Below are 26,700 nucleotides of genomic sequence, written 5' to 3'. Positions count from 1 at the left end.
TTATCGTTAAATAGGCCTCATATATAAGCCGGTTGGTATAAGGAGAATTACTATGAAAGCTTTGGCAGTATGTGTATTTATCTATTTATTACTGTTTACTGATTTAATAACGTTTGTGCAGATTGATTCTTGGCAGTTGCCGTTATGGATTGCTGATATTAGTTGGGCTGGGCTCGAGCTTGTAGGTGCTTTGGCCGCAATTATTGCTGTAGTTGCGGTAGTGGCTTTAATTACTATGGGATTAGTTGGTGCGGGTGTAGTGGCATTAGCAGGGACTGTTTTAGCGCTTTTATTCGGATCTATAATGATTGCTTGGCCGTTACTATTTGTTGCAGTGTTGTGTTGGCTTGTTGCCGATAACAAAAAAGTAGCCTCTTAATCCTTAATTTGACTGACTATTATAGGTTAACTATGTTAAATTTAGCCTGTAATTTAAAGTTTTCATAAGGATAAGAATGATGACGAAACTATGTTTTTCGATGGCTTCTGCATTAATATTTAGTTTTTTTTCGTCATCGTTGGCGGCGCACTCAGGGCATGATCATGGTTCTGATGTGGCTGTGCTCGAAGTAACTAACGCGCAAGTTAGAGAGTTTTTACCTGGCAGTACTTCAACTGTAGGTTATTTAACCCTTATTAATCACAGTGGAGCCGCAGCAACTTTAACTAAGGCAACTATTGATGGCTTAGGGCGTGTTGAAATACACGAGCATTCACATGTAGACGGCATGATGAAAATGCAACAAGTTGAATCGGTTGAAATTAAGGCGCACGAAAGTGTCAGCTTTCAGCCTGGCGGTTATCATTTAATGGCATTTGAACCACAAGAGCCATTAAAAGTAGGACAAGATCGTAAACTCACACTATATTTTAGTGACGGTAATCGCTTATTTACTAATGCTCAAGTCGTGTCGCTTGAAGCGCAAGCTAAGCAGTCAAAACCATCTACTCAACACGCTCATCATTAGGAGTACACATGTCGCAACATAAAGGAAAAATAGCAGGAATAATTGTTTTACTGCTTATCATTTTTTACGCAATTGCTGTTTATTGGAGCACAGAACCTTCACGTTTTGACGTTGTTGCAAACGCGAAAGAGCAAGCGCAGCTTCGTAATGAAAAAATAGTAACGGGTTATGTAACTACTTCTACATTAATTACGGTAGCCAATACCTTACTAGATAAACCGGGTGGCTACTTATCAAATGATGTAATACCACCAAGTATTATTATGGATGATATGCCAGCGTGGGAATATGGCGCACTAGAAATGGTACGTGATTTATCGCTTTCTATGCGAAAAGATTTTAGCCGTTCTCAATCACAATCAACGGAACATGAAGCTCTTAAAAAGGCGCAGCCGCAGTTTAATATAAGCTCTGAGGCATGGGCGTGGCCAAGTGCCGAAGGTGAGTACCAAAAGGGTATTGACTACTTAATGGTATATCGTGGACAAATTGCTAATGAGCATGAGCGCGATAGCCAATTTTACGCACGAGCAGATAACTTACGTAGTTGGCTTAAAGAAGCTGAAAAACGTTTAGGTAGCCTAAGCCAGCGCTTAAGTGCCAGCGTAGGTCAGGAAAAAGTGAACACCGATTTAGCGGGTAATTCATCTAATAAACAAGCAACGCTTGCGCCACTGCAGCAGCAAGTAAGAACCCCGTGGTTAGAAATTGACGATGTGTTTTACGAGTCGCGCGGTGCAACTTGGGCATTACTGCATTTTTTACAAGCGATAGAGTATGACTTTAATGACGTTCTTGAAAAGAAAAATGCACGTGTAAGCTTGCAACAAATCATACGTGAACTTGAGGCAACTCAAGAAACAGTATGGAGCCCACTTATTTTAAACGGAAATGGTTTTGGCTATGTGGCAAACCATTCTTTAGTTATGGCAAATTATATTTCTAGAGCCAATGCGGCTTTAATCGAACTCAGCGAACTACTAGCTCAAGGATAAAAAATGAAAAAGTATTGTTTAGCAGCAGCCCTTTCAATGGCATGTTTAGCACCAGCAGCGCAAGCTGACACTCTACTAGGTTTATATGTAGGTGTTGATGGGTGGAAGTCAGATAACGATGGTCAATTTTCTTATAAAAATAATGCATCTCAAGATTTTAATTTTGAAGATGAGACGTTTGTAAGTTACTACGCGGCACTTGAGCACCCTGTACCATTAGTTCCAAATATTAAATTAAAGTATACCGAGCTTGAGTTAAATGGTTCTGCGCTACTTACAGATACATTTAGCTTTAATGGCTCTGATTATGTTGTAGGCTCTACGGTAAATACTGTAAGTGATTTAACACACATCGATTACATTTTTTATTATGAGATTTTTGATAACGATTTAATCTCAATTGACTTAGGTTTAAATGCTAAGCAGTTTGATGGTGATATTGTTGTAAATGGTACTACTCAAAATGGTGGTACTAACTTTACCGAAATAAAAGATTTCTCTGGTTTTGTTCCTCTTGCATATGGCCGTGCCGAAGCTGGCTTACCTTTTACTGGTTTAAGTGTATTTTTTGAAGGTAGCTTTTTGGCTATTGACGATAGCAAAGTACAAGATTACCAAGTAGGCGTAGCGTGGGAACTTATTGATAACCTAGCAGTAGATGTTGCTGTTAAAGCCGGTTACCGCTCTATGGTATTAGAACTTGATGATGTAGATGATATTACTACTGATATTGATGCATCTGGCCCATTTGCGGGTATTCAGGTTCACTTTTAATTAGTATTTTCTAATTAAACATAGCGTGGCATATTATTTTATTGCGTGCCACGCTAAATCAAACTCTCCCTCCAGCGCATTATTAATTAACTGCTTATAAATTTTATTTACAGGAAAATTAATGAGTTTAGATAACTCATCACCTGTTTGCGTGAATTTATAATAGCTCAATACCAAATCACTACTTTTTGCTTTTAACGTTACTTTTTGCGATAAAAATGAAAGGGTAAGTTCTTGCCCCGCTTTAAGCACTGCAGATTCAATTTCTTTTCTATACAGTAAATTAAGATCCATAAGTGTTAAAATGTCAGGAAAACTAATACCTGTTTTTCCTAGATTTAGAGACACTTTATTGCCTTTTCGTAGCAAATCAAACAATGACGGTTTTTTGTAAAAGCCTAGTAGAATAAAGTGGCTGTCGTCTTTTTCGTTATAGCCTGAGAGCGACACACATTTTTGCAAAGAGTCAGCTTCTCGCTGTGTCATATGCTTTAACGTTTGCAAGCTTTTAATTGAAAACGTACCAGGGTTGAGTGTCTCTCCCGTTAAAATTTTGGCCCATAAAGTTTGCATTGACGCATTTGAAGTATCTTCGCACAGTGCGATAAAATGCTCTACCCAATCAACATCAGGTTGTTTACTACTTGCTACATCGGGGCAAAACCCCATAGCCATTGCTAAAATTGACTCTATATTTTGTTGTTGTTTTATTAGAAGTAAATCTTGGCGCTTTTGGGCACGAGCTAAAACAGAGTTTTCACTGTTAATATGATAAAGCGGCTTAACTTGGCCTTTAATATCGTAACTTTGTTCAGAGGTAGGCAATATTCCGTTACTGCCAACTTTTGTTATAGGGTAACCAAGTAAGGATTCGATAATGTTAGCAAGGTTAATTCTCGCTTGTGCTGTCTTGACTGGCATGGCTGTGCATTGTCCTTTGTGAATGACTAAGCTGAGCAACAGTTTTAAGGTTATTTAACCCCATTGAAACTGTATTACGGAGCACATTTTCGCTCAAAATTGCGGTGTAACCCGATATTAAAGGAGCGGTTGTTTGTCCGTTAATCTTACATATTAGAGTGACGATACCGTTTTGCTCACTAAAATTAAAAGTCCCCCTAATAATATGCTCAGCATTTAAAAGTATATTAAAGCTGACCTTATTTTGACTCACCGAAGTTATGATCATTTCACCATACCCCCATTTTCCCTTCCAAGACTGATGAGCACCCAGGCCAGAGTTCGGTTCGCCCAAAGTAAAACGTATACTGGGGTCTACTTTTTCCCATGGAGACCATTTTTGCCATTGATTAAAGTCAGTAATAAGCGGTTTTACTGCGTCAATATTTGCATTGATTTCTATTGTTTTATTTACATTATAACTTTGGGGAAGTATCAGCCCTACCAGTACTAATACCAATAACAATAACAGTACGCCTTTGATTAATATTTTTAATGGTTTAATAAGCACACCTTCTATTAATTTTTTGAGTTGAAATACAACAACTTTTTATTAATCGACTATAGTATGAATTAGATTATAAACCAAAAATAATTTATAAATTGCTACCTAGGAGAGCGAATGTCGTCAGATCAAAACGATTTTTTATTTTTTGAACAAGACTATGAAGATGAGGCAGTTATTGAGCCGACTAAGTTTTGGGATATTTTAATTGTTGATGACGAACCTGAGATCCACTCTGTAACAAAGTTGGCTTTGTCTGGGGTTGAGTTTTGGGGGGTAGGCTTGCGATTTCATGATGCCTATTCGGGAGCTGAAGCAATAGAGATTTTAGCTAAAAATAACAATATTTCAGTTATTTTTTTAGATGTTGTTATGGAAACTGACGATGCTGGCTTGCAGGTTGTAAAAAGGGTGCGTGACGAATTAAATAATCAACATGTAAGAATTATTTTAAGAACAGGGCAAGCTGGTAATACACCAGAGGAAAAAGTAATACGTGAGTACGACATAAATGATTATAAAACTAAAACAGAACTCACTCGCTCTAAATTAGTAACATCGCTCATAACCGCTATTCGCTCTTACGAGCAGGTATGCCAGCTTGAATATCAAAGTGATGCAATGAACACGATTGTTTCTGCATCAAAGTCTATTTTAGGGCTTACTGATATTAAGCAACTATGCAAAGAAATCATCAAGCACATGAGTATTATTTTAAAGTGTTCACCTCGAGGGCTTGTGTGCAGCAAATTAGATGGCGATGACTTTATTCAAGTCTTAGGTGGTTGTGGGCATTACGAAAACTACTTTGGTGAAAAATTAATTAATGTTGATAGCAAAGTATTTAAACAAGTCGAGTCGTGTTTTGATTTATCAAAGCATCAACATACAGACTCAAGTGCAACATTTGTATTAAGAAGTAAGCATAGAAAAGCGGCTTTATATATAGAATGTGACCATGTTCCTTTGCAAGCACAATTGCAGTTCGCTGAAATCTTCTTAACAAATGTGAGTGTTGCCCTGGATAATATAAGGCTGTTTGTAAAGTTAAGAGATGCAGCTTATAAAGATGTGCTTACAGGTATTTCAAATCGTACCAATTTTATTGAACGGGTAGAGCGTTATCAAAAGCCGCACGTGAATGATTATGTATTTGTACTACTTGATATAGTTAATTTTGCAGATATTAATAATGGCTTAGGGCAAGAGGTCGGCAATAAAGTATTAATTGGCATTGTGAAAAGGTTAAAAGAAAACTACTCAACAGCTAAGTTACTATCTCGTATTGGTGCTGATGTTTTTGGTTTTATTATTCGCCGTGATGAACTCGACTTAAAAAAATTGAATGAGCAGTTAGGTGTTCCATTTTGCGCAGAAGAGCATACATTACCTATCGATTTTAGATTGGGTTTATGCCAACAGCAAGACTTTCAAAGTAGCGGGATTGATACACTTAAAGTTGCTTATATTGCACTTAATCAAGCTAAAAAAACAAAACACAAAGAGGGAATTTATTACAGTGTAGACATGCAAGATAAAATGGCTTGGCGCATAGGAATTATTAGGCAATTACGCCATGATTTTGCTCGAAACAAGTTAGAGGTATGGTATCAACCCTAAGGGATCCCCAAAAATAATTATTAAATTTCAATCACATCACTCACATCCATATTTTTCCAATCGAGTTGCACTACCACCTGTACGAAATAGGCTAGCCCTTCCAAGTAATCTCGCCGCCGCAGCTTAATGGACTGTTTTTTGAAGTATCGCAACCCAACAAATGCCCATGACACTACTCGCCTGTTTTTGCTTGAGTTAGCTTGAAAAGCCCCTGTCTTTCCTGCTTTGTCTATCACAGCACCCAGCATCATTGAGAACCAATGAGCCAATGTTGCGAGCAGTAAAAGTATGTCTAATCGATAGAGTTTGTTCGTTCTGTGCAGATCTGAGCCTAAGCCGAACCTAACACTTTTTTGGTCTCGAAACCCTGCCTCTATCTGCATTCTCATTCCATATAGCTTGAGCACCTTTTCGAGAAAGTGGTGTCTTTTTGGAAGAGAAGAAACGAGTAGCCAAGGCTCCTTATAACCGCGTTTTTTATCTCTTTTTAATAACTTATGTCCCTTGCCAACCAACACTGCATGAGTTTGATATTTTGCACTTTTGGTCAGCTCGGTCGCGCCAAGATACTGGCTCTTACGCTGATTGTTCTTGAATAGTGACTGGCATGGAATAAACTCATCGCTGTCCTGCGTTTTCAAATGTGCCGTACCACGAACCCGACTAATATAATGCCAGCCATTGTTCCGCACGGCTTTGAGCCAGGGGACTTTAAAGCCTGCATCCGTCACAATCACGGGGCGGCAATCACTCGGCAAGATCAGTTTGAGCATCTTTAAAAACCGTTTTTGCACTTTTGGGCAATGATATTGAAAGCTGAATGCACTTTCCTGATACAGGGTTAAAGAGCGACCTTCACTGACAATGCTGGCACGCAGAATACAGTATTTGGTTTGTGTATCAGCATGGCTCCAATCGACCAAAATGACGGGATGCTTTTCAGTGACCACAAAACGGCTTAAGCGAACATAAACCGATATCGATTCACGCAAAAGCTCATTGTTACTGAGTAGTCAGTCAATACGTTTAATATCATGTTTTTCAGTTGTTTTTGAATCCAAATTGCGGCCGATAGACGTCAAGGTGCATTGCTGACAGTGCAAAAGAGATTTAACGGCAGCGACTAGAGTATTAAATCTGGCTTTATGAATAGAGTTAGGGGTGACAGCGCGGAGCATATTGTGCAAAATAGTAGACGCATTCATGGTGTTTAGTTCTGTTGTTTTTAAGCGATTCATAAGATCACAAAACACCATGAATGTTCCCTCACTACCCACATTTTTTAATACTGTTAGTTCATTGATATGTAAAGGCTAATTCTGGGGATACTTTAGGTATCAACCTCAACTTTCATTAGGAGACTTGTCTTTAATTGGGTGTGAGGCATTACTTAGGTGGCCCACCGGTAACGGATCATATATATCGCCAGCGGTATTTGTTCCACTTGCAGAAGATGCGGGCTTGATTGTTGATATAGGGCAGTGGGTTTTAGAGCAAGCTTGCCAACAACAAAAGCGCCTAGAAAATATGGGTACCGAAATTTGTATTGCGGTTAATGTGTCTGTTCCGCAGTTTAAAGTAAAAGGCTATGCTCAAAACGTTAAAAATACATTATTAAAATATGGCGTTAAGCCAAAAAACATAGAATTAGAAGTCACTGAAAGCGTAGTAATGGATGAACTCGAAACTGTTATTAATACACTTAGAGAGCTTCAAGAGTTAGGGATGGAGGTTGCTATTGATGACTTTGAGACTGGCTTTTCATCGCTTAGTTATATACAAAGTTTACCCTTGGATAGATTGAAAATAGATCGTGCATTTATTAAGGATCTGCCAAATGATGACACTGGCGCTATTGCTGCCTTAGTTATTTCTCTTGGTGCTAAGTTGGGTTTAAAAACGATTGCTGAAGCCGTTGAAACACAAGAACAAGCCCAGTTCTTAAAAAACTTAGGCTGTGATGAGGTACAAGGTTTTATGTATGCTAAACCCATGCCTGAGCATGAATTGATAGAATTTATAAATAAACGCTAAAAAAGATTAACTTATTATTTAAGTTAGGGCGTGTTGAACTTTTGTGGTTAATTTTGCAGCAGATTGTTTGGTATTTAGGCAAGGCAGAGCCTATGTAGTGTGGTTGTTCCCCATAAATAGGCGATAACGCAGCATAAATGCCAAACATGCGCTGCCCTTTGGGTTCTTTCTAGGGACGATTAACTCTTTGTTGCTCGGTTTTTACTTAGCCCGCTAGGTTACAAACCTCGCGCCGCGATTAAATCGCCCCTAGATTGAACAAATTTCAATCCACAAAGATCAACACGCCCTAATGAACGATTTAGAATTTAAAGCGCGATATGCTTTGACTACTTTGTATATATAAAGAATTTAGTAGGGTATAATTCGCGCCTTTTGTTATTCTACGGCCACAATTATGAGCACACTCAAAGCTAAGCGCGCCTTATTTTCATACCCGAAATACTGGGCTGAATGTTATGGCACCGCGCCATTTTTACCAACTACACGTGAAGAAATGGATGCACTTGGCTGGGATAGCTGCGACATAATAATAATTAGTGGCGATGCGTATGTTGACCATCCTAGTTTTGGTATGGCTGTAATTGGCCGTGTACTTGAAGCGCAAGGCTTTAGAGTGGGGATTATTGCCCAACCTGCATGGGACTCTAAAGATGCATTTATGGAGCTCGGCAGACCGAATTTATTTTTTGGTGTAACAGCCGGCAACATGGATTCTATGATCAACCGCTATACAGCGGAAAAACGCATGCGCCACGATGATGCTTACACGCCTAATAACGTTGGCGGTAAGCGCCCAGATCGCGCCGTGATGATTTACTCGCAAAAATGCCGTGAAGCATACAAAGGTATCCCAATTGTTATTGGCGGTATTGAAGCCAGCCTTCGCCGTATTGCTCATTACGACTATTGGCAGGAAAAAGTACGTCGTAGTATTTTGTTTGATGCAAAAGCCGATATTTTAATTTACGGTAACGCAGAGCGCCCGCTAGTTGAAGTTGCACACCGTATTGCGGCGGGTGAAACGATGGATACGATTCAGGATATTCGCGGCACGGCTGTTATTCGAAAAGAGCCTCTACCTGGTTGGCGTGGCAGTGATTCTACCGCTATTGATAAAATTGGTAAAATAGACCCTATTCCAAACCCATATGGCGCGGATGATGTTGGCTGTAGTAAATCTGAATTTAAACAAGCGGGTATTGATTTAAAAGCAGAAGCGGCAAAACCAATCATGGTTCAGCCTGCACGTCCTAAGCCGTGGGAAAAAACCTATGTTAAGTTACCTGCTTATGAGCAAGTAAGTGTTAACAAACCTTTATACGCTCATGCCTCGCGAATTTTACATCAAGAAACAAACCCTGGTTGTGCAAGAGCGCTTTACCAACGACATGGCGATCGCTCTATTTGGGTAAACCCGCCAGCATATCCATTAGAAACACATGAAATGGATGCTGTATTTGGTTTGCCGTATCAGCGTATTCCTCACCCAAGTTATGGTGATGCTAAAATACCTGCTTACGATATGATTAAAACGTCAGTTAATATTATGCGTGGCTGTTTTGGTGGCTGTTCGTTTTGCTCAATTACAGAGCATGAGGGGCGCATTATTCAAAGTCGTTCGCAAGAATCTATTATTGAAGAAATTGAACAAATTAGAGATAAAGTCCCCGGCTTTACTGGTGTTATTTCTGATTTAGGTGGCCCAACGGCGAATATGTATAAGCTGCGCTGTACTAGTAAAAAGGCCGAGAGTACCTGTAGACGCTTATCATGTGTGTATCCAGATATTTGTAAACACATGGATACAGATCATACGCCAACAATAGATTTGTATAAAAAAGCACGTGAAGTTAAGGGTATTAAAAAGGTATTGATTGCTTCAGGTGTACGTTACGATTTAGCTGTACGCGACCCGCGTTACGTTAAAGAATTAGTAACGCACCATGTAGGCGGTTACTTAAAAATAGCGCCAGAGCATACAGAGGATGGTCCATTATCAAAAATGATGAAACCAGGTATGGGAGCGTACGATCAATTTAAAGAACTATTTGATAAGTACTCTAAAGAAGCCGGTAAAAAGCAGTATTTAATTCCTTACTTTATATCTGCTCACCCAGGTACAAAAGATGAAGACATGGTAAACATGGCTTTATGGCTTAAATCAAACGACTTTAAGCTTGATCAGGTACAAAATTTTTACCCATCACCTATGGCTAATGCGACGACTATTTACCATACAGAGATGAACTCTTTGCGTAATATAAAAAACAACTCAGAAGTTGTTCCAGTACCTAAAGGCGCACGCCAACGTAGATTACATAAAGCTATTTTACGCTACCACGATGCAGCTGGTTGGCCAATGATACGTGAAGCTCTACGTAAAATGGGTAAAGCTAATTTAATTGGTAAAGAGCCTAACTGTTTAGTTCCAGAAGAAGGGCGCGATGAAAAAGCAGGTAAAGGTGGTAAAAAAGGTGGGCGTCCAGCACTAACGCGACATACCGGTTTTAGCCAATTTAAAAAGGCAAACACTAAGCCAAAAGTAGGCGGTAATCGACAAAGCACACGTTAGTAATTTTATTTGCTAATAGATAAGGCTAATTGCGGCACGCGTTTTTTAGCTTTTGTATACGTAAATTAAGTCAGCTTTGCTCTTTATTATCTATATTATTGTAGGTGATATAGGGTGAGGTTTTAGAGCCCCTCTCCTTAGATATCCTGTGCTAAGTTTAGTTTTTTTTTAAAGCATTGATGATAACCACAAACGCAATTTAAGTGACCATAACGGCTGAATGCCGGTGAGTCCTTGCGTCATTTTATTATCTTTTAAGATTATATAAGATGGCGTGACTTGTCCCTGCCAATCGGAAAATATCTCCCCGTGTTGATCGTTAACAGTACTGAAGCTGTAGCCCTGCTCATTTAAATAATCATGCAGCTCTTGATCAGAGCCTGATTTTATCGCGATGCTCACAACGGGGTATTTATTCTCGTTTGCGAGTTCGTTTATGGCAGGGGAGGTAATACTACAAATAGGACACCAAGTTCCCCAAAAATACACAAGCGTGGGTTTATCTTGGCTCATTGCTGCTAAATCAATGTTTTGCCCTTTATAATCGATTAATTGTAATTGAGGATTTGCTGGCATGACAGGTTGCCGCCACCAATTGACGGCGGTATAAAGGACGAAAAATATAGAGCCATATACCAGTACACTTTTTAATATGGATACGCTTTTTTGTTTTAGCGTTTTTTTAGGTATGTCATTTTTATGTTTGGTATCCGTTGCCATAGCTACTGATTTACCCTAAGTATTTTTGCTGTAGTTTTTTACATTTAAAGCGTTTAATTTATATCAGCAACCATGTAGCAGTACCTAAAAAGGCGAATATACCAACAATATCAGTCACCGTGGTTAGCACCACACTCCCTGCAAGAGCAGGGTCTATATTCATTCTTTTAAGAATTATTGGAATACTTGCACCAGCAACACCTGCCACCACTAAGTTCATAAACATAGCGAAAGCGAGTACGCCACCAAGCATAAAGTCCCACTGCCATAGCGCAATAACACCCGCAATTAATAGTGACCACAAAATACCGTTTAGCGCGCCAATGGCCAGTTCTTTCATCATCAAGAAACGTTGGTTTGTTTGGTTTATATGACCTACTGCAATACCACGGATAACAAGCGTTAATGATTGGCTACCAGCAACACCACCCATAGAAGGGACAATACCGTTAAGCACAGCCAAAATAGGTAGCACATCTAAAGTGCCTTCAAAAAAGCTAGCTACAAAAGCAGCTGCAAGTGCGGTTAGTAAATTAACTCCTAGCCAAACTGAGCGTTTTTTAGAGCTTTTTAGTACAGGCGCGAATGTATCCTCTTCATCATCAAGACCGGCTAGGCTTAATAAGCTATGCTCGGCATCTTCTCGGATTACATCAACGATGTCATCGATAGTAACACGACCGAGGAGTTGGTCGTTATCGTCCACCACAGGGGCCGATATCCAATTATGGCGCTCAAATAATTGCGCTACTTCACTTTCATCCATTGAGATTGGGATAGACTCACAATCTTCATCCATTAAATCGCGCACAATTTTTTCTGGCGGATTAGTTAATAATGTACTCAGCGATAAAGCGCCTATAAAGCAGTTATGTTTATCAACAACATATAAATCATCTGTACCCTCTGGTAACTCACCACGCAGTCTAATATAACGAAGTACAACATCGAGTGTTACATCAGGGCGAATGGTCACCGTATCGGTGTTCATTAGCGCACCTGCTGAACGCTCTTGATATGACAGTGCTTGCGTGGCACGTTCACGGTCTTGAATGTCCATCGCGCTAACAACGTCTTTATAGACGGTATCTGGCAGGCTACGTAATACTTCACCTAAGTCATCGTGGCCCATGTCTTCAGTTGCGGCGGCAATGTGCTTAGGTTCCATTTGGGCAATAATGCCTAAACGAACATCTTCAGATAATTCTTCAAGAACATCACCCTGCACATCAGGATCGACCAATTGCCAAAGCAGTCGGCGAATTTTATGCGGTGATGATTCTAATAATAATGCGGTATCACAAGGAGCCGTTTTTGCGAGCATGCGCCTAACTTGAACAAATTGACCACTATTGAGTGACTTCGTCACCTGTTTTAGTTGCTGTAGTGGGTAATCTTGTTCAAAAGCTTCAGGCATTGGCGTCCTTTATAAATTGTTATATTACTTTATGGGGGGGAGGTGAGTTAACTGGCGTTACTAACCTATCTATTTTATATATCTGTTTTAATTGAAGCATTAGTAATGCGAATATTGTTTTTATAAAACAGGTTATTCTTGTTCATTAAAGCGTTGTGCTATTAATTCTCCAACAGCGTGTAAAGCTTGCTCAGAATCAGGGCCTTTACAAACAACTTTAACTTCTTTTCCTTGGCTACTTTCAAGTAACATTAGTGCAAGTACGCTATCGCCTGCTGCTTCTTTGTCATCTTGGAATAATGTGATTGTCGCATCAAATTGTACTGCTAATTGCGCAAGCACAGTAGCTGCTCTGGCGTGTAAGCCTAATTTGTTTTTTATTAAAAAGGTATCTTCACAATGCATAACTTACTCTACCTAAGCTGAACAGGTGATTATTCAGCTATATTATTTTTCTTGCTCGCGATGGCGAATTTTTACATTGGGATGTGTCATTGCGAAACTTTCACCGATAGTTTGCGCTAAATACACAGAGCGATGTTGCCCGCCTGTACACCCAATAGCAATGGTTAAATAACTGCGGTTATTTCGTTCTAAATGTGGTAACCACGTTTGTACAAATGTTTGAATTTGCCATGTGAATTTTTGCACTATGCTGTGATTAGCTAAATAGTCTTTAACCGGTTGATCTAACCCATTTAAAGGCTTTAACTCTGGTTCCCAGTGTGGATTTGGTAAAAAGCGTGCATCAAATACGTAGTCTGCTTCTTTTGGTATACCGTGTTTAAAACCAAATGATTCAAATGTGACAATCAGTTGCTTATCTTTTTTACCTAAAATCTTTTCACGAATAGATTCAGCGAGTTGATGAACACTTAAATCAGTCGTATCTATCATAAAGTCGGCGCGAGTGGTTAATACATCAAGTAATTCTTTTTCTTTTTTGATGGCTAAATCAAGGGGCAACGAGTCTATTGATAGTGGGTGTAATCTGCGTGTTTCAGAAAAGCGTTTGATCAATGTCTGATCGTCGCTATCTAAATAAAACAACGTAGGGTTTGCAAAGCCAGGCAAGTATTCAAGAATATCGTTAAATTCATCTTGTTCTTTAGGGATGTTGCGCACATCTATGCTAACAGCAATTTTATCGTAGCTATCAGACACACTGCGAACTAATGAAGGTAGTAGGTTTACTGGAATATTATCTACGCAATAATAACCTAAATCTTCTACAATGCGCAAAGCAACCGACTTTCCAGAACCAGAACGGCCGCTTATGATAATTAACTCCATTTAACACCCTTTATAAAACTATGATTGATCGACAATAACTTGGTAAAGCTCAGTATCAGATTTTGCACTGCGTAACTGTTTACAAAAATCTTTGTTGTTTAGTTTATCAGCAATGGTTGCTAGAGTCTTTAAGTGCTGCTGGTTATCGCCATCTGGTACGATGAGTGCGACAAAAATATCAACAGGGCGATTATCGATTGCATCAAAGTTTATTGGAGTTTCGCTAACGAGCACTAAAGCCAAAGGCTCTTCTGCACCGCTCATTCTTCCATGAGGAATAGCAATGCCACGCCCTATACCTGTACTACCTAATTTCTCTCTGCTCATTAAAGCGTTAAGAATATCTTGTTGCGGTAAATACGGAAGTTTGTCGTGAGCAAGTTCGCTAATGAACTCTAAAATTCTTTTTTTGCTATTAAAAAGGACCGCAGCTTTGCTGCAGTCCTGGCATATAAGTGAACTTAATTTCATCATATTAGTGTCGAGCAAGCTTCTCTTTGTGTTTGATTACTTGGCGATCGAGCTTGTCGATCAACGAGTCAATAGCGGCATACATATCTTGATGTTCTGTAGAGGCAAATAGCTCAGCACCGCTTACGTGTATTGTGGCTTCTGCTTTTTGATTTAATTTTTCTACATCGAGAATGACATGAACATTATTAATATGATCAGAGTGTCTTTCAAGCTTCGCAAATTTAGTATTAATATAGTCTCTTAGTGAATCGGTTAATTCTACGTGACGACCAGTTAAGTTTAGTTGCATAAGCATTACCCTCTTAGTTTAGCGTCTTAAATCAGACTTTTACGCTGATTTGACGGTGGAATAGCAAGAGATTCACGGTATTTTGCGATTGTACGTCTTGCTACTTTAATTCCTTGCTCAGCCAATATATCCGCTATTTTGCTATCACTCAATGGTTTTGCTGAGTTTTCTGCTGCGATTAATTTTCGGATAAGCGCACGTATTGCTGTAGATGAACATTCACCACCGTTTTCAGTACTTACATGGCTTGAGAAAAAATATTTAAGCTCAAATATACCACGGGGTGTATGCATGTACTTTTGAGTAGTCACACGCGAAATTGTCGATTCGTGCATTTCTACCATTTCAGCGACATCATTTAAAACCATTGGTTTCATGGCTTCAGGGCCATGTTCAAAAAATCCTTGTTGTTGCTTAACAATACAATTAGTAACTTTTAATAGCGTGTCGTTTCTACTTTCTAAGCTTTTAATAAACCATTTAGCTTCTTGTAAATGTGAGCGAATAAACTGGCTGTCGCCACTTGATTTTACAGTGCGAGACATTGCCGCGTATTGGCTATTAACACGAATTTTAGGCATGCTATCTGGGTTTAATTCGACAACCCAGCGACCTTTAATTTTTTTAACTGACACATCAGGAATAACATACTCAGATTCTTCCCTTACAATAGTATCTGCAGGTTTTGGGTTGAGAGTATGTATTAGTGTCATCACTTCTTTAAGCTCTTCTTCTTTAAGCTTAGTTTTTTTCATTAATGTACGATAGTCGCGAGCTGCTAATAGATCAATATGCTCGGTTAAAATCATTTTCGTTTCATTAATGTAAGGTGTTTCTTTATCAAATTGATTAAGCTGAATACACAAACACTCTTGTAAACTACGTGCAGCAATACCAACAGGATCAAACAGTTGAATGCGTTTTAATACCGCTTCAATTTCATCAAGTTCGACTTCGTTATCATCTTCGTTTTCTTGATTAAAGCTTTCTAAAATTTCTTCGCAACTGAGAGTTAAAATACCTGAATCATCGACGGCCTCTACAATCGCAATCGCGATGGCTTCATCGGTAGGGCTAAATGGCGTTAGTTGTAATTGCCACATTAAATACTCATGGAGCGTTTCAGTAGAGGCGCCTTGGTATATAGATTCGTCTTCAGGCATTGGACCTGATGAGGCTGCTGGGGCGGCACTCATGTACTCATCCCAACTAACATCCATAGCCATGTCGTCACTTAGCGTGTCTTTTGCAAGTGCTTCACCAGTATCTTGTTCGTATTCGCTCGGAGCATCATCAGCAGATGCGCTAACAGTTATGTCATCGGTATCAGCTTTTTGCTCGTTTTTACCAGCAGCGTCTTCAGAATAGTCTGCCTCTTCAACCTCTAATAGTGGATTACTGTCGAGAGCTTCTTGTATTTCTTGCTGGAGATCCAATGTACTGAGTTGCAACAAACGAATAGCTTGTTGCAACTGTGGAGTCATTGTAAGTTGCTGGCCCATGCGCAGCTGTAGTGATTGCCTCATGTATCTCTAACAATCCTTTTATGTTGTTATAATTAATACTAGCAGATGCTTAAAGACATGGCGTAAATGTTACAGCCTAAATTGCTCGCCTAAGTAAACATCGCGTACTGTTTTATCATTTAATACGTGTTCTGGAGTACCTGATGCAATCAGCTCCCCATGAGAAACAATGTAGGCTTTTTCACAAACATCAAGGGTCTCTCTTACGTTATGGTCGGTAATTAATACACCAATCCCACGATTTTTAAGATGTTCTATTATTTTCTTTATATCTAATACCGAAATAGGGTCAACACCGGCAAACGGTTCATCCAGTAATATAAATTTAGGATCTGCTGCCAGTGCTCGTGCTATTTCTACACGACGACGCTCTCCACCCGATAATGCCATACCTTGGCTATCACGAATGTGTTGTATGCTAAATTCATCTAATAAGTTATTGAGCGTGTCTTCTCTGGCTTGTTTATTTAGTTCTTTGCGCGTTTCTAAAATGGCCATTAAGTTTTGATAAACAGTCAGCTTTCTAAAAATCGATGACTCTTGTGGTAAGTAGCCTATGCCTAATCTAGCACGACTATGCATAGGTAAAAGAGTAATATCGTTATCATCAATAGATATTTTACCTTTGTCGCTAGGAACAAGCCCTACAATCATATAAAAAGTCGTTGTTTTACCAGCACCGTTAGGGCCAAGTAAGCCAACTATACTGCCAGCTTGTACTTCAAGGCCGACGTTTTTTACAACTTCACGACCTTTATAGCTTTTTGCCAATAGTTCTGCTTTTAATGTGCTCATGGTTGACCTTTATCGCCTTTTTTACTTTTTTTAGTTTCGATCGGTACTAAAATTGTGTGAACGCGGTCAGTTGAGTTTTCATCTTTTTCGGCACTGATGAGCTGCTGCTCTATGTCGTAGGTAATGCTTTTAGCATTTATTTTTTGTCCGGCTTGCGATACTTGTGCATTACCAACAAGCGTTAAAAAACGCTTAGATACATCATAACGTACTTCGTCAGCACTGGCGCTCATAGTCGTGCCGTCTGATTGCTTTTCTTCAAAGTGCGCAGGGCTACCTGTGGCAATTAATAATTGTTTATTATCACCAAGTTCATCACGTTTGTGTACTTCGAGGCGATCGGCTGTAATGCGGCGATTACCGTGAATAATCTCAACGTTTTTCTCAAAAATACCCACATTAGCTTTCAATTGACCTTCTTGCTTGTCGGCACTTATTGAAATTTGATTGGCAGCAGGTTGCGTGTTTTGCTCTGCAGCACTACTATTAAACGCTAGTATAAGTGTAGGAATTATAAGTGATTTTAATATTTTATTGGTCATAGTATATGGTTCGCGTATGGTTAATTAGTTTTATCACTTCGGCTTTTAAGTCGGCTTCTAGGCCTTTACCGGTGATTTTTAAATTGGGTCCAGTGATGATGACGGGTTGCTCCGAACGCATTGTTAATAGCTTTATATCAACCTGAATATTATCAGCATTGATTTTGTCTATCATGGCGTTATCGGTTAAATTTTTGGCAACCACATTACCTTCTAAAATTAATTGTTTATCTTCGTATAATGTTGCTTCGTCTGCATTTATTTGCCACGTTTGTTGTTCGTTATATAAAGTAAAAATGGGTTTTTCGAAAAACGTGAAACCTAATTGCTGGTATAGCTCCATTTTAGCCGCAGTGACTTTGTGGCTAATTTTACCTTGCTCATCATAGGCTGTCTGTTTGAGCTCAATAGCTATGTAATCAGGCTTAGCAATAACTTCAGGCTCAGCCTGAGGCACAATATTTGTTTGTGCAAAATAAGGGTACCAAAGCCAAACCATACAGCTAATGAATAAAACGCTTAATATTATGCGCGCTGCATTCATGAACTAGTGCCTTGTGTAGTCAATGCTTTACCATTTTCAAGCATGAGCAAATCGGTGAGTTCTCTCACAGCACCAAAACCACCAGGCATTTGCGTTACATAGTGTGACAAACGCTTAATAAGTGGGTGGGCATCATTTACTGCAACGGCAAAGCCTACTAACTCCATAACAGGCATGTCAGGACCGTCATCACCAATATAAGCAATTTGTTCATCGCTAAGGTTGAGTTTATCTTTTAATTCTTGATAGGCAATGAGCTTATTTTCTTGGCCTTGATAAATATGCTGTACGGTTAAGCTGCTCATACGTTGTTGTACTATCTGTGAATGACGACCAGTAATAACAGCTACTTCAAAGCCACTGTTTATAAGTGCTTTAATGCCAAAACCATCTTTTGTATTAAATGCTTTTAGCTCTTCACCTTGATTGCCAAGGTAAATACGGCCATCAGAAAATACACCATCAATATCGCATATAAGTAGTTTTACTTTTTTAGCGCGTGCTTTTGCATCATCGCTCAGCGGTTGATAGAGTTCTTCAAATTGCATTTATAACACTCCTGCTTTCAATAGGTCTTGCATATTTAATGCGCCAATAGGTTGGTTTTTCTCATTGACGACGATTAGGCCATTTATACGTTTACGTTCCATAATATTGAGCGCTTCAGCGGCTAAAATATCTTGCGTAGCTGTAGTGCATGACTTAGTCATAACAACATCTATTTGTGTTGTATGAATATCAATTCTTTGTTCTAAAATGCGACGTAAGTCACCATCGGTAAATAACCCTACGAGTTGCTGATTTTCACCAACAATGGCTGTCATACCTAATCCTTTAGCTGACATTTCTATTAGAGCATCTTTAACTGTTTGTGAAACATCAATAATAGGTGTATTTGCGCCGCTGTGCATAACATCTTTTAAAGTAAGTAATAAGCGCTTGCCTAAACTACCACCAGGGTGAGATAGCGCGAAGTCATCAGCTGTAAAGCCGCGAGCTTCTAATAATGCAACTGCCATGGCATCGCCCATCGCAAGCGTTGCAGTGGTACTTGATGTAGGGGCTAGACCCAATGAACAAGCTTCTTTTTCTACTTTAATGCACACATGTACATTAGCAAGGGTTGCCATTGTTGATTGTGTATTGCCAGTCATCGCTATCATTTTGGCACCAAGTCGTTTTAAAACCGGAATGATATTTAAAACTTCGCTGGTTTCCCCTGAATTAGAAATAAGCATAACCACGTCATTTTTAGTGATCATACCTAAATCACCATGACTTGCTTCACCAGGGTGAACAAAAAACGCAGGGCTGCCAGTGCTTGCAAGGGTTGCCGCTATTTTATTGCCAATATGGCCTGATTTTCCCATGCCAATAACAATAATACGGCCTTCACAGTCGTACATTAATTGGCACGCGTTATGAAAATTTTCATCTACATATTGTGCAATATCACTAAGTGCTTGGCGCTCAACATCTAAAACGCGAAGGCCTTGTTCAATAAAGTTTAGCGTTGCCATCATTTACCCTACTTGACTAAAAATATACCCTTGGTAACCCAAAAACGCTATTAGCAATAAGCCACCTTCTACCCTATTGATACGCTGGGTGCCTCTAAAGTTCAATGACATAATAATAAGAGCAAGTGTTGCACCAATCATAATTAATATATCTCGGCTTACTAACGATGGATCAATTGCTGAAGGATTAATAATACCTGCTAGAGGTAATACAGCTAAAATATTAAATATGTTTGATCCAACAATATTACCTAGTGCTAAATCATCTTCATTTTTAAGTACACCTGCAACCGAGGCGGCAAGTTCCGGCAAGCTAGTACCAATGGCAATAATTGTTAAACCAATGACTAAGTCGCTTAAGCCGAAGTATTTAGCAATATCAACAGCTGAGCCGATTAAAAAATGAGAACTAACCGGCAAGAGTATCATGCCGACAATTAACCAAAATACCGCTTTTTTAGTAGGTACATCGTTTGGTACATCGTCGCAGGCTTCTGAGACAAATGGGTCATCTTGGTTTTTTGCACGCATAGATACAATGATTAACCCACCGATGAATACGATAAAGCCAACTAAAAGCGCAACACCTTCACTAAATGAAAAGTAGTTATCTGAGAACACATACCAAGTAGCTAAAGATACGAGCATCACTAATGGCATTTCACGTTTTAACGTACTAGATGAAACTGAAAGAGGGCGAAATAGAGCAGTGATACCTAACACAAGTAAAATGTTTGTAATATTAGAGCCAACAGCATTGCCAACGGCTGTGTCGGTTTTGTTAGCCAAAGCGGCAGAGGCTGAAACCATCATTTCAGGGGCTGAAGAGCCCATGGCTACAACGGTCAAACCAACAATAAGTGTAGGTACACCAAAGTTTTTAGCAAGAGCCGCAGCCCCATAAACAAACCTATCGGCACTCCAAACAAGAGCTGCAAAACCAAGAATTAAAATAACAAACGAGGTAACCATTGTGTTAAGCCAGTTATACAAAATACGGATGGCGCGAATAGTAACAAAAGCCAAGATGAAAGTATAAATAAAAGAGTAAGGTCAACTAGGTAACAATGTTGCTTTTAAACAGCTAATTTAAAAATTTAAGCCGGGGTTAAGCTGTTTTAAGCGAGTCTTATAATCCTTTTCATGGGTGTATTACAAAATCTTACGAATTGTTTTTTCCATCTTTGACAAAAAAGCTTTAAAATAGGGGCACTAGTGAACATTTTTATGGAGAGCGACTTGTCGCAATCAATAGTAGAAGTCAAGGATGTTAGCTTTTCGAGAGGCAATAGAACCATATATAAAAATATGAGTTTTAGCGTTCCTAAAGGTAAAATTACTGCGATTATGGGGCCAAGCGGAATTGGTAAAACCACTATGTTGCGTTTAATTGGTGGTCAGCTTAAACCAGATTCAGGTGATATTTTATTTGAAGGTGGCAGCATTCCTAAAATGTCTCGTAAAGAGTTATACGAAGCACGTACTAAAATGAGTATGCTTTTTCAAAGTGGTGCGTTGTTTACTGATATGTCGGTATTTGACAATATCGCGTTTCCTATAAGAGAGCACACAAAGCTAAGTGAAGACCTGATTCGATTAGTTGTGTTAATGAAATTGCAAGCTGTTGGACTACGTGGCGCTAAAGATTTAATGCCCTCTGAGTTATCCGGCGGTATGGCAAGGCGTGCTGCGCTTGCACGCGCTATAGCACTTGATCCAGAGCTAATCATGTACGATGAACCATTTGCAGGGCAAGATCCTATTTCGATGGGCGTATTGGTTAAGCTAATTAAGTCGCTCAACGAAGTATTAGGTTTATCGTCTTTAATCGTGACGCACGATGTAACAGAGGTAATGAGTATTGCCGATCACGTTATAATTATCGCCGATCAAGGTGTAATTGGTTGTGGTACTCCAGATGAAATGCGTAATCATGAATCTCCTTTAGTTCAACAGTTTTTAAAAGGCTTGTCGGATGGTCCAGTACCATTTCATTTTCCGGCTCAGGCTTATGCAGACGAACTACTTGGAGAAAAAGCATAATGTTGGATTTATTTCAAAAGCTAGGGCATAAAACGCTAGGACGTTTTGCGGCCCTTGGTCGTTCTGCTTATATGCTGTTTAGTGCATTAGCGCATTTTCCTAATTTTAAAAAAGGCACACCTTTACTTGTTCGCCAGCTTTATATGGTTGGTTCGCAATCGTTACTCATTATTATGGTGTCGGGTTTGTTTATCGGCATGGTGTTGGCTCTACAAGGTTACACCGTATTGGTTGGTTATGGTGCTGAAGATAGTTTAGGGCCGTTAGTGGCACTGAGCTTATTGCGAGAACTAGGCCCGGTTGTTACTGCATTATTATTTGCAGGACGCGCAGGTAGCGCTTTGACAGCTGAAATTGGCTTAATGAAAGCAACAGAGCAACTTTCATCACTTGAGATGATGGCAATCGATCCGCTAAAACGTATTATTGCACCGCGCTTTTGGGCGGGTTTTATAAGCATGCCATTGCTTGCATTGATATTTTCAGCTGTAGCAATTATAGGCGCTCATTTAGTGGGGGTAGATTGGCTGGGGGTTGATACAGGTAGTTTTTGGTCAATCATGCAATCGCAAGTGTCGTTTCAGCAAGACATACTAAACGGTATTATTAAAAGCTTTGTATTTGCCATAGTGGTGACCTGGATTGCGCTTTATAAAGGATATGACTGTGTGCCGACCTCAGAAGGGATCAGCAAAGCAACCACCGAAACGGTTGTTCATTCGTCATTAGCAGTTTTAGGTTTTGACTTTATTTTGACAGCGGTAATGTTTACCAGCTAATAGGGTATAGATAATGAATTCACGGAAATTAGAAATTTTAGTTGGTTTTTTTGTAGCACTTGGCATTTTAGCTTTTGCGATGCTTGCACTTAAAGTTGCCAATTCAGGTATTAGTGGCTCTGGCGAAACATATACGCTTAATGCCAAGTTTGAAAACATCGGCTCGTTAAAAGCGCGTGCGCCGGTAAAAGTAGGTGGTGTTGTAATTGGTCGTGTTGAATCAATTTATGTTCACCCACAAGAATTTTTACCAGTCGTTAATATGACCATTGACGCACAGTACTTATGTCGTTTTTCAGACACAAGCTCAATCTCTATTTTAACGTCGGGTATTTTAGGTGAGCAGTACTTAGGTATTCACCCTGTAATTTCTCCAGATTCTGCTAAGCAACGTTGTTTAGGCGAAACAGTGACAGAAAACAAGCAAGATGAAGCAATTGACGATTTATTTGGTGTGGAAAGTAAAGCACTAGGTGATGGCGATTCAATCACTGATACTAAGTCTGCCATTGTACTTGAAGAATTAATCGGGCAGTTTTTATTCAACCAAGGTAGTGAGTAATTATTATGTTGAAAAAGTTTTTAGCTATTGTAGCAATTGGCACAATGACGCTAACTCAAAGCGTAAGTGCAGCAGATGTGAAATTAATCGATCCTAATAAAATGGTACGCCAAGTTGCCGATAATACATTTGCGCGCATTAAAAAAGATCAGCCATTAATTGTTAAAGATCAAGAGTACCTTCGCGTAATAGTCGAAGAAGAATTAATGCCTTACATCGACTATAAATATGCAGCACTTCGTGTACTTGGCAGTGAAGTATCTAAAGTTCGTGCAATTACCGACGAGGCTGAAAAGGCCAAAGCAATTAAAGAAATTCAACGCTTTATTGGTGTATTTAGAGAGTACTTAGTTGCTACTTATGCAGGTGTATTTACTCAATACACAAACCAGAAAGTTGAGTTTGGTGCAGAGCAAGCGTTTAAAGGCAAAGACGTTGTTGTTATTAAGACTAAAATTATTGAAGACGGTAAACCTGATATCAGAATCGATTTTAAAGTACGCGAAGACCGTGACGGTGAATGGCGCGCGTACGATATGATTGCCGAAGGTATTAGTTTACTAGACGCAAAACAAAGTGAGCTGCAAGGTATTTTGCGCCAGCAAGGTATTGATAATGTAAGTAACCTTTTAGAGCAAAAGAGTCAGCTACCAGTTCAGTTTAGAGGCAGTAACTCGAATGACTAAATTGGCAATAAGCCAAGTTGATGGACAACATTTTGGAGTAAGCGGTGAGCTTACTCGAAATTCAATTGGCGATGAACAGCTTCTGAACAATAAGTTATTAACTAAGCATAAAATCATCTATTTCGACCTAAGTGGAGTATCAAGGGTTGACACAGCAGGCTTAGCTTGGTTAATTCACTCTTTTGCAGAATTAAAGCAGCAAGGCATTCGCCTTGAATTGCAAAACCTACCTGAGCAATTGCAAAATTTAATGCAATTGGGTCAGGTTACAACCCTATTTGAGTGAGAGTTATGGAAACTAGCCAAGTCGAAACATTATTACGCGAAGAACTTCAATTAGCTGAAGTGCATGTAAAAGCCAATGGTAGTCATTATGAAGTTGTTGCGGTAGGCGAATGCTTTGACGGTTTAAGCCGAGTTAAAAAGCAGCAGCTAGTTTATGGTCCATTAATGAATACAATTTCAGATGGGACAATTCACGCAGTATCTATTCGTGCATTTACTCCTGTAGAGTGGAAGCGTGAACAAAAATTCATTTTACCGCAATAACTAGGGCCTCCTAATGGATCAATTTGTAATTCAAGGTGGCACTTCACTTGCTGGTGAAGTGACTATTTCGGGCGCTAAAAATGCCGCACTGCCTATTTTATTTGCTTCACTATTAGCTGATGGCAAAAGTATATTTACTAATGTACCGCGTCTTCGCGACATAGTGACCACTGAAGCCTTATTAAAAACTTTAGGTGCAGATGTTAATTGGCAGGGCGATACCCTAGTAATTGACGGTGCAACGGTTAATAAAACATTAGCGCCTTACGACTTAGTAAAGCAAATGCGTGCCTCTGTGCTTGCATTAGGACCTCTAGTTGCACGTTTTGGTGAAGCTCAAGTGTCTTTACCTGGTGGGTGCGCCATTGGCGCTCGCCCAGTTGATATTCATATTCAAGGTTTGGAGCGCATGGGCGCACAAATAAACGTTGAAAATGGTTATATTAATGCCAAGGTAAATGGTCGCTTAAAAGGCGCTGAAATTTTTATGGAAATGGTAAGTGTAGGCGCTACCGAAAACCTATTAATGGCAGCGGCCCTCGCTGATGGTAAAACCATACTTGATAATGCGGCACGCGAGCCTGAAATAATTGATTTAGCTAACTGCCTAATTGCTATGGGCGCTAAAATCACAGGTGCAGGTACTAGCCGCATTGAAGTTGAAGGCGTTGAGCGTTTAGCTGGCTGTGAACACAGTATTTTACCTGACCGAATTGAAACTGGGACGTTTTTAGTCGCTGCAGCAATGGCAGGCGGTGAAGTACTTTGTAAAAACACTGACTTTCATTCTCTTGAGCCTGTGATTGAAAAGTTACGCGCAACAAATGCACATCTAGAAGTGCATAACGACAGTATTTACCTTGATATGCGCGGCCGAGAACTGAAAGCCGTGAATATTAAAACAGCTCCACACCCAGGTTTTCCTACGGATATGCAAGCTCAGTTTACAGCATTAAATGTAGTAGCAAATGGTAGTGCGACTATTACAGAAACGATTTTTGAAAACCGTTTTATGCATGTACCTGAGTTGCAGCGTATGGGCGCTAATATTCGTTTAGAAGGGCATACCGCAATTTGTGGTGAGACTGAGAGCCTAACGGGCGCGCAAGTGATGGCAACCGATTTACGCGCTTCAGCTAGTTTAATTTTAACGGGTATAGTGGCACAGGGTGAAACGGTTGTTGACCGTATTTATCACGTTGATAGAGGCTATCAGCGCATTGAAGATAAGCTAAGTGCGTTGGGTGCAAACATTAAACGTAGAAGTAGATAACTAGTTAAGCTATTTTAAAAAGGTCGGATACGCAAATTGCTATCCGACTTTTTTATTGACGATTGGTATTACTATTTATTAAAGCTTTGTTTCAAGTTCAGCTACCACCACCATGATTTTTTCTATTTTTCCATCTCTGTATAGCTCAAATTCTATTTCTTTACCGGGCTCCGTATTACCTATTTTTTCAAGCACTTTTTGTGGGTTTGCTACCGAAAGCCCTGCAATTTTAATGACGATATCTTGCTCTTCAATACCCGCTTGCCATGCTGGCCCCAAAGGGTCTAAATTAGTAATGCGCATGCCGGTAACCGGCGTTAGGCTGTCGTTTACTTCTTTACCTGTACTATCTACTGCTGTGCCTTCAAAGCCTAAATAGCCGCGTACAACCCGACCGTGACGAATGAGTTTACCCATCACTTTTTTAGCAAGTGAGTAAGGAACCGCAAAAAATATTCCTTGAATATTCAAGTTCTCACGCGTTTTAAATTGTGCAGAAGTAATGCCGACTAAATCACCATTGGAGTTAACTAATGCCCCGCCGGAGTTGCCCACGTTAATAGCTGCATCCATTTGCAATAAGTTATTGTAAGGGCTATCTGTAATTTTTTGCTTACCGGTTGCACTAATAATGCCTTGAGTGATTGTTTGCCCTAAGTTAAGCGGGTTGCCTATAGCAAGTACAACATCGCCTACATTTGATACATAGCTATCGTTTACGGGAATTACCGGGAGGTGATCTGCATTGATTTTAAGTAAGGCTAAATCAGTAATGGTATCAAAACCAATTAGTTGCACATCAAAAAAGCGTCGGCCATCGGTTAAGATAACCATAATTTGGTCTGCATTATTCACAACATGGTAGTTAGTAAGAATATAACCGTCTTGCGACATAATGACGCCAGAGCCTAGCTCTTGTACCGTGTTTTTTCTTTTATAACGAGGTTCTTTGGAAATGCTTTCTGAAAAAATAGTAACTACAGAAGGAGCTGCTCGTTTAACTGCATCAGAAAAACTCAGGTGACTCGCACTCATCGCGCTTGGAAGGGGAACATTAGGGAGTAAGGCGGCTCGCATATTAGGGCTGAAAAAAACCACTAAAAAAGCAATACTTAGACCTGCAAATAAAGGGGGGAGAATAAATTTTATTAATTTCAGCACAGTTTTCTTATTATGTAAGTGAGCAATCTCTTTATGATGACATAAAAAAAATAACAGCGGCAAGTGCCACTGTTATTTTTATTACATTAATAGTGC

Annotated in this window: 29 protein-coding genes and 2 pseudogenes; 14 read left to right on the top strand and 17 right to left on the bottom strand. The window is 39.6% G+C overall.

Features of this window, described 5'->3' with window-relative positions:
- Window positions 1-52: 52 nt before the first annotated feature.
- The 4 genes from I6F10_RS01240 to I6F10_RS01225 all read left to right on the top strand — a co-directional run bounded on the left by I6F10_RS01240 (window position 53) and on the right by I6F10_RS01225 (window position 2,737).
- Window positions 53-379, top strand: a complete 327-nt coding sequence (locus I6F10_RS01240; protein ID WP_024595804.1) for a hypothetical protein — start codon at window positions 53-55, stop codon at window positions 377-379.
- 79 nt (window positions 380-458) lie between these two features.
- The gene (locus I6F10_RS01235; protein WP_024606365.1) at window positions 459-968 is read left to right on the top strand and encodes a copper chaperone PCu(A)C; all 510 of its coding nucleotides are present in this window, start codon (window positions 459-461) and stop codon (window positions 966-968) included.
- Between the two features lie 8 nt (window positions 969-976).
- Entirely contained in the window at window positions 977-1,963 is a 987-nt protein-coding gene (locus I6F10_RS01230) for a DUF2333 family protein (RefSeq protein ID WP_024603343.1), read from the top strand.
- Window positions 1,964-1,966: 3 nt separating this feature from the next.
- The gene (locus I6F10_RS01225) at window positions 1,967-2,737 is read left to right on the top strand and encodes a TIGR04219 family outer membrane beta-barrel protein (protein ID WP_165744946.1); all 771 of its coding nucleotides are present in this window, start codon (window positions 1,967-1,969) and stop codon (window positions 2,735-2,737) included.
- A 33-nt stretch (window positions 2,738-2,770) separates the two neighbouring features.
- Here the strand turns inward: I6F10_RS01225 and I6F10_RS01220 are convergent, their stop codons facing one another.
- On the bottom strand, window positions 2,771-3,658 hold the full coding sequence (locus I6F10_RS01220; RefSeq protein WP_165744945.1) for a TIGR03899 family protein: 888 nt from the start codon (window positions 3,656-3,658) through the stop codon (window positions 2,771-2,773).
- Entirely contained in the window at window positions 3,627-4,208 is a 582-nt protein-coding gene (locus tag I6F10_RS01215) for an SRPBCC family protein (protein ID WP_024595802.1), read from the bottom strand. Before I6F10_RS01215 ends, I6F10_RS01220 begins: the two co-directional genes overlap by 32 nt.
- 111 nt (window positions 4,209-4,319) lie before the next feature.
- Here I6F10_RS01215 and I6F10_RS01210 point away from each other — a divergent pair, with 111 nt between their 5' ends.
- Window positions 4,320-5,822 carry a DUF3369 domain-containing protein gene (locus I6F10_RS01210; protein WP_231619850.1) on the top strand — a complete coding sequence of 501 codons (1,503 nt, stop codon included), beginning with the start codon at window positions 4,320-4,322 and terminating at the stop codon, window positions 5,820-5,822.
- Between the two features lie 20 nt (window positions 5,823-5,842).
- On the opposite strand, the pseudogene I6F10_RS01205 reads toward I6F10_RS01210, so the two are convergent.
- Window positions 5,843-7,060, bottom strand: a pseudogene (locus I6F10_RS01205) (IS4 family transposase).
- Between the two features lie 97 nt (window positions 7,061-7,157).
- On the opposite strand from I6F10_RS01205, the pseudogene I6F10_RS01200 reads away from it, so the two are divergent.
- A pseudogene (locus tag I6F10_RS01200) lies at window positions 7,158-7,856 on the top strand (putative bifunctional diguanylate cyclase/phosphodiesterase); the annotation flags it as partial.
- A 397-nt stretch (window positions 7,857-8,253) separates the two neighbouring features.
- A complete protein-coding gene (locus tag I6F10_RS01195; protein ID WP_197098226.1) occupies window positions 8,254-10,431 on the top strand; it encodes a YgiQ family radical SAM protein in 2,178 nt (725 codons plus the stop codon).
- 168 nt (window positions 10,432-10,599) lie between these two features.
- Here the strand turns inward: I6F10_RS01195 and I6F10_RS01190 are convergent, their stop codons facing one another.
- The 13 genes from I6F10_RS01190 to I6F10_RS01130 all read right to left on the bottom strand — a co-directional run bounded on the left by I6F10_RS01190 (window position 10,600) and on the right by I6F10_RS01130 (window position 20,523).
- Window positions 10,600-11,151: a protein disulfide oxidoreductase gene (locus I6F10_RS01190; protein WP_165743092.1), complete on the bottom strand. Its 552-nt coding sequence runs from the start codon at window positions 11,149-11,151 to the stop codon at window positions 10,600-10,602.
- A gap of 58 nt (window positions 11,152-11,209) precedes the next feature.
- On the bottom strand, window positions 11,210-12,568 hold the full coding sequence (gene mgtE, locus I6F10_RS01185) for a magnesium transporter (RefSeq protein ID WP_002957935.1): 1,359 nt from the start codon (window positions 12,566-12,568) through the stop codon (window positions 11,210-11,212).
- Between the two features lie 132 nt (window positions 12,569-12,700).
- Complete coding sequence (locus I6F10_RS01180; RefSeq protein WP_002957937.1) at window positions 12,701-12,973, bottom strand: HPr family phosphocarrier protein; 273 nt, start codon at window positions 12,971-12,973, stop codon at window positions 12,701-12,703.
- Window positions 12,974-13,015: 42 nt separating this feature from the next.
- Window positions 13,016-13,861, bottom strand: coding sequence for an RNase adapter RapZ (gene rapZ, locus I6F10_RS01175; RefSeq protein ID WP_165743093.1), 846 nt, complete (start codon window positions 13,859-13,861; stop codon window positions 13,016-13,018).
- Window positions 13,862-13,879: 18 nt separating this feature from the next.
- A complete protein-coding gene (ptsN, locus tag I6F10_RS01170; protein WP_024595797.1) occupies window positions 13,880-14,332 on the bottom strand; it encodes a PTS IIA-like nitrogen regulatory protein PtsN in 453 nt (150 codons plus the stop codon).
- Window positions 14,333-14,336: 4 nt separating this feature from the next.
- Window positions 14,337-14,624, bottom strand: coding sequence for a ribosome hibernation promoting factor (gene hpf, locus I6F10_RS01165; RefSeq protein ID WP_007580301.1), 288 nt, complete (start codon window positions 14,622-14,624; stop codon window positions 14,337-14,339).
- Between the two features lie 26 nt (window positions 14,625-14,650).
- Window positions 14,651-16,150 (bottom strand): RNA polymerase factor sigma-54, encoded by a 1,500-nt coding sequence (locus tag I6F10_RS01160; RefSeq protein WP_002957941.1) that lies wholly within the window; start codon window positions 16,148-16,150, stop codon window positions 14,651-14,653.
- 69 nt (window positions 16,151-16,219) lie between these two features.
- Window positions 16,220-16,945, bottom strand: a complete 726-nt coding sequence (gene lptB / locus I6F10_RS01155) for an LPS export ABC transporter ATP-binding protein (protein ID WP_002957942.1) — start codon at window positions 16,943-16,945, stop codon at window positions 16,220-16,222.
- Entirely contained in the window at window positions 16,942-17,487 is a 546-nt protein-coding gene (gene lptA, locus I6F10_RS01150) for a lipopolysaccharide transport periplasmic protein LptA (RefSeq protein ID WP_002957943.1), read from the bottom strand. Before lptA ends, lptB begins: the two co-directional genes overlap by 4 nt.
- Window positions 17,477-18,031, bottom strand: coding sequence for an LPS export ABC transporter periplasmic protein LptC (gene lptC / locus I6F10_RS01145; RefSeq protein ID WP_165743094.1), 555 nt, complete (start codon window positions 18,029-18,031; stop codon window positions 17,477-17,479). The genes lptA and lptC overlap by 11 nt, the downstream gene beginning before the upstream one ends.
- Window positions 18,028-18,579: a 3-deoxy-manno-octulosonate-8-phosphatase KdsC gene (gene kdsC, locus I6F10_RS01140; protein WP_007580311.1), complete on the bottom strand. Its 552-nt coding sequence runs from the start codon at window positions 18,577-18,579 to the stop codon at window positions 18,028-18,030. Before kdsC ends, lptC begins: the two co-directional genes overlap by 4 nt.
- Window positions 18,580-19,551, bottom strand: a complete 972-nt coding sequence (locus tag I6F10_RS01135) for a KpsF/GutQ family sugar-phosphate isomerase (protein WP_165743144.1) — start codon at window positions 19,549-19,551, stop codon at window positions 18,580-18,582.
- Window positions 19,552-19,554: 3 nt separating this feature from the next.
- Window positions 19,555-20,523, bottom strand: a complete 969-nt coding sequence (locus I6F10_RS01130) for a calcium/sodium antiporter (RefSeq protein WP_002957947.1) — start codon at window positions 20,521-20,523, stop codon at window positions 19,555-19,557.
- A gap of 255 nt (window positions 20,524-20,778) precedes the next feature.
- Here I6F10_RS01130 and I6F10_RS01125 point away from each other — a divergent pair, with 255 nt between their 5' ends.
- From I6F10_RS01125 to murA, 7 genes are read left to right on the top strand one after another with little or no spacing between them, the layout of a single operon-like run.
- The gene (locus tag I6F10_RS01125; RefSeq protein WP_076915496.1) at window positions 20,779-21,594 is read left to right on the top strand and encodes an ATP-binding cassette domain-containing protein; all 816 of its coding nucleotides are present in this window, start codon (window positions 20,779-20,781) and stop codon (window positions 21,592-21,594) included.
- Entirely contained in the window at window positions 21,594-22,373 is a 780-nt protein-coding gene (mlaE, locus tag I6F10_RS01120; RefSeq protein ID WP_165743095.1) for a lipid asymmetry maintenance ABC transporter permease subunit MlaE, read from the top strand. Before I6F10_RS01125 ends, mlaE begins: the two co-directional genes overlap by 1 nt.
- 13 nt (window positions 22,374-22,386) lie before the next feature.
- Window positions 22,387-22,935 (top strand): outer membrane lipid asymmetry maintenance protein MlaD, encoded by a 549-nt coding sequence (gene mlaD, locus I6F10_RS01115; protein WP_002957950.1) that lies wholly within the window; start codon window positions 22,387-22,389, stop codon window positions 22,933-22,935.
- A 5-nt stretch (window positions 22,936-22,940) separates the two neighbouring features.
- On the top strand, window positions 22,941-23,621 hold the full coding sequence (locus I6F10_RS01110; RefSeq protein ID WP_165743096.1) for an MlaC/ttg2D family ABC transporter substrate-binding protein: 681 nt from the start codon (window positions 22,941-22,943) through the stop codon (window positions 23,619-23,621).
- Window positions 23,614-23,907, top strand: coding sequence for an STAS domain-containing protein (locus tag I6F10_RS01105; protein ID WP_002957952.1), 294 nt, complete (start codon window positions 23,614-23,616; stop codon window positions 23,905-23,907). The genes I6F10_RS01110 and I6F10_RS01105 overlap by 8 nt, the downstream gene beginning before the upstream one ends.
- A 5-nt stretch (window positions 23,908-23,912) precedes the next feature.
- Window positions 23,913-24,170 carry a BolA family protein gene (locus tag I6F10_RS01100; protein ID WP_002957953.1) on the top strand — a complete coding sequence of 86 codons (258 nt, stop codon included), beginning with the start codon at window positions 23,913-23,915 and terminating at the stop codon, window positions 24,168-24,170.
- A gap of 13 nt (window positions 24,171-24,183) precedes the next feature.
- A complete protein-coding gene (gene murA / locus I6F10_RS01095) occupies window positions 24,184-25,443 on the top strand; it encodes a UDP-N-acetylglucosamine 1-carboxyvinyltransferase (protein WP_165743097.1) in 1,260 nt (419 codons plus the stop codon).
- A 78-nt stretch (window positions 25,444-25,521) separates the two neighbouring features.
- Here the strand turns inward: murA and I6F10_RS01090 are convergent, their stop codons facing one another.
- On the bottom strand, window positions 25,522-26,604 hold the full coding sequence (locus I6F10_RS01090) for a trypsin-like peptidase domain-containing protein (RefSeq protein ID WP_024595792.1): 1,083 nt from the start codon (window positions 26,602-26,604) through the stop codon (window positions 25,522-25,524).
- Window positions 26,605-26,700: the final 96 nt, after the last annotated feature.

This window comes from Pseudoalteromonas sp. SWYJZ98 (assembly GCF_015864495.1).
Classification (GTDB): Bacteria; Pseudomonadota; Gammaproteobacteria; order Enterobacterales; family Alteromonadaceae; genus Pseudoalteromonas; species Pseudoalteromonas distincta.
This window is presented reverse-complemented; position numbering and strand designations above follow the sequence as displayed.

Excerpts from the sequence above, each read along its gene's own strand:
- mgtE (WP_002957935.1), bottom strand. The coding sequence starts at position 12,568 with ATGCCTGAAGCTTTTGAACAAGATTACCCACTACAGCAACTAAAACAG.
- lptA (WP_002957943.1), bottom strand. The coding sequence starts at position 17,487 with ATGACCAATAAAATATTAAAATCACTTATAATTCCTACACTTATACTA.
- I6F10_RS01105 (WP_002957952.1), top strand. The coding sequence starts at position 23,614 with ATGACTAAATTGGCAATAAGCCAAGTTGATGGACAACATTTTGGAGTA.
- I6F10_RS01240 (WP_024595804.1), top strand. The coding sequence starts at position 53 with ATGAAAGCTTTGGCAGTATGTGTATTTATCTATTTATTACTGTTTACT.
- rapZ (WP_165743093.1), bottom strand. The coding sequence starts at position 13,861 with ATGGAGTTAATTATCATAAGCGGCCGTTCTGGTTCTGGAAAGTCGGTT.
- ptsN (WP_024595797.1), bottom strand. The coding sequence starts at position 14,332 with ATGAAATTAAGTTCACTTATATGCCAGGACTGCAGCAAAGCTGCGGTC.
- hpf (WP_007580301.1), bottom strand. The coding sequence starts at position 14,624 with ATGCAACTAAACTTAACTGGTCGTCACGTAGAATTAACCGATTCACTA.
- I6F10_RS01135 (WP_165743144.1), bottom strand. The coding sequence starts at position 19,551 with ATGGCAACGCTAAACTTTATTGAACAAGGCCTTCGCGTTTTAGATGTT.
- I6F10_RS01230 (WP_024603343.1), top strand. The coding sequence starts at position 977 with ATGTCGCAACATAAAGGAAAAATAGCAGGAATAATTGTTTTACTGCTT.
- I6F10_RS01160 (WP_002957941.1), bottom strand. The coding sequence starts at position 16,150 with ATGAGGCAATCACTACAGCTGCGCATGGGCCAGCAACTTACAATGACT.
- kdsC (WP_007580311.1), bottom strand. The coding sequence starts at position 18,579 with ATGCAATTTGAAGAACTCTATCAACCGCTGAGCGATGATGCAAAAGCA.
- I6F10_RS01100 (WP_002957953.1), top strand. The coding sequence starts at position 23,913 with ATGGAAACTAGCCAAGTCGAAACATTATTACGCGAAGAACTTCAATTA.
- I6F10_RS01125 (WP_076915496.1), top strand. The coding sequence starts at position 20,779 with ATGGAGAGCGACTTGTCGCAATCAATAGTAGAAGTCAAGGATGTTAGC.
- I6F10_RS01130 (WP_002957947.1), bottom strand. The coding sequence starts at position 20,523 with ATGGTTACCTCGTTTGTTATTTTAATTCTTGGTTTTGCAGCTCTTGTT.
- I6F10_RS01195 (WP_197098226.1), top strand. The coding sequence starts at position 8,254 with ATGAGCACACTCAAAGCTAAGCGCGCCTTATTTTCATACCCGAAATAC.
- murA (WP_165743097.1), top strand. The coding sequence starts at position 24,184 with ATGGATCAATTTGTAATTCAAGGTGGCACTTCACTTGCTGGTGAAGTG.
- I6F10_RS01210 (WP_231619850.1), top strand. The coding sequence starts at position 4,320 with ATGTCGTCAGATCAAAACGATTTTTTATTTTTTGAACAAGACTATGAA.
- mlaD (WP_002957950.1), top strand. The coding sequence starts at position 22,387 with ATGAATTCACGGAAATTAGAAATTTTAGTTGGTTTTTTTGTAGCACTT.
- mlaE (WP_165743095.1), top strand. The coding sequence starts at position 21,594 with ATGTTGGATTTATTTCAAAAGCTAGGGCATAAAACGCTAGGACGTTTT.
- I6F10_RS01220 (WP_165744945.1), bottom strand. The coding sequence starts at position 3,658 with ATGCCAGTCAAGACAGCACAAGCGAGAATTAACCTTGCTAACATTATC.
- I6F10_RS01235 (WP_024606365.1), top strand. The coding sequence starts at position 459 with ATGACGAAACTATGTTTTTCGATGGCTTCTGCATTAATATTTAGTTTT.
- I6F10_RS01225 (WP_165744946.1), top strand. The coding sequence starts at position 1,967 with ATGAAAAAGTATTGTTTAGCAGCAGCCCTTTCAATGGCATGTTTAGCA.
- I6F10_RS01110 (WP_165743096.1), top strand. The coding sequence starts at position 22,941 with ATGTTGAAAAAGTTTTTAGCTATTGTAGCAATTGGCACAATGACGCTA.
- I6F10_RS01180 (WP_002957937.1), bottom strand. The coding sequence starts at position 12,973 with ATGCATTGTGAAGATACCTTTTTAATAAAAAACAAATTAGGCTTACAC.
- lptC (WP_165743094.1), bottom strand. The coding sequence starts at position 18,031 with ATGAATGCAGCGCGCATAATATTAAGCGTTTTATTCATTAGCTGTATG.
- lptB (WP_002957942.1), bottom strand. The coding sequence starts at position 16,945 with ATGAGCACATTAAAAGCAGAACTATTGGCAAAAAGCTATAAAGGTCGT.
- I6F10_RS01190 (WP_165743092.1), bottom strand. The coding sequence starts at position 11,151 with ATGGCAACGGATACCAAACATAAAAATGACATACCTAAAAAAACGCTA.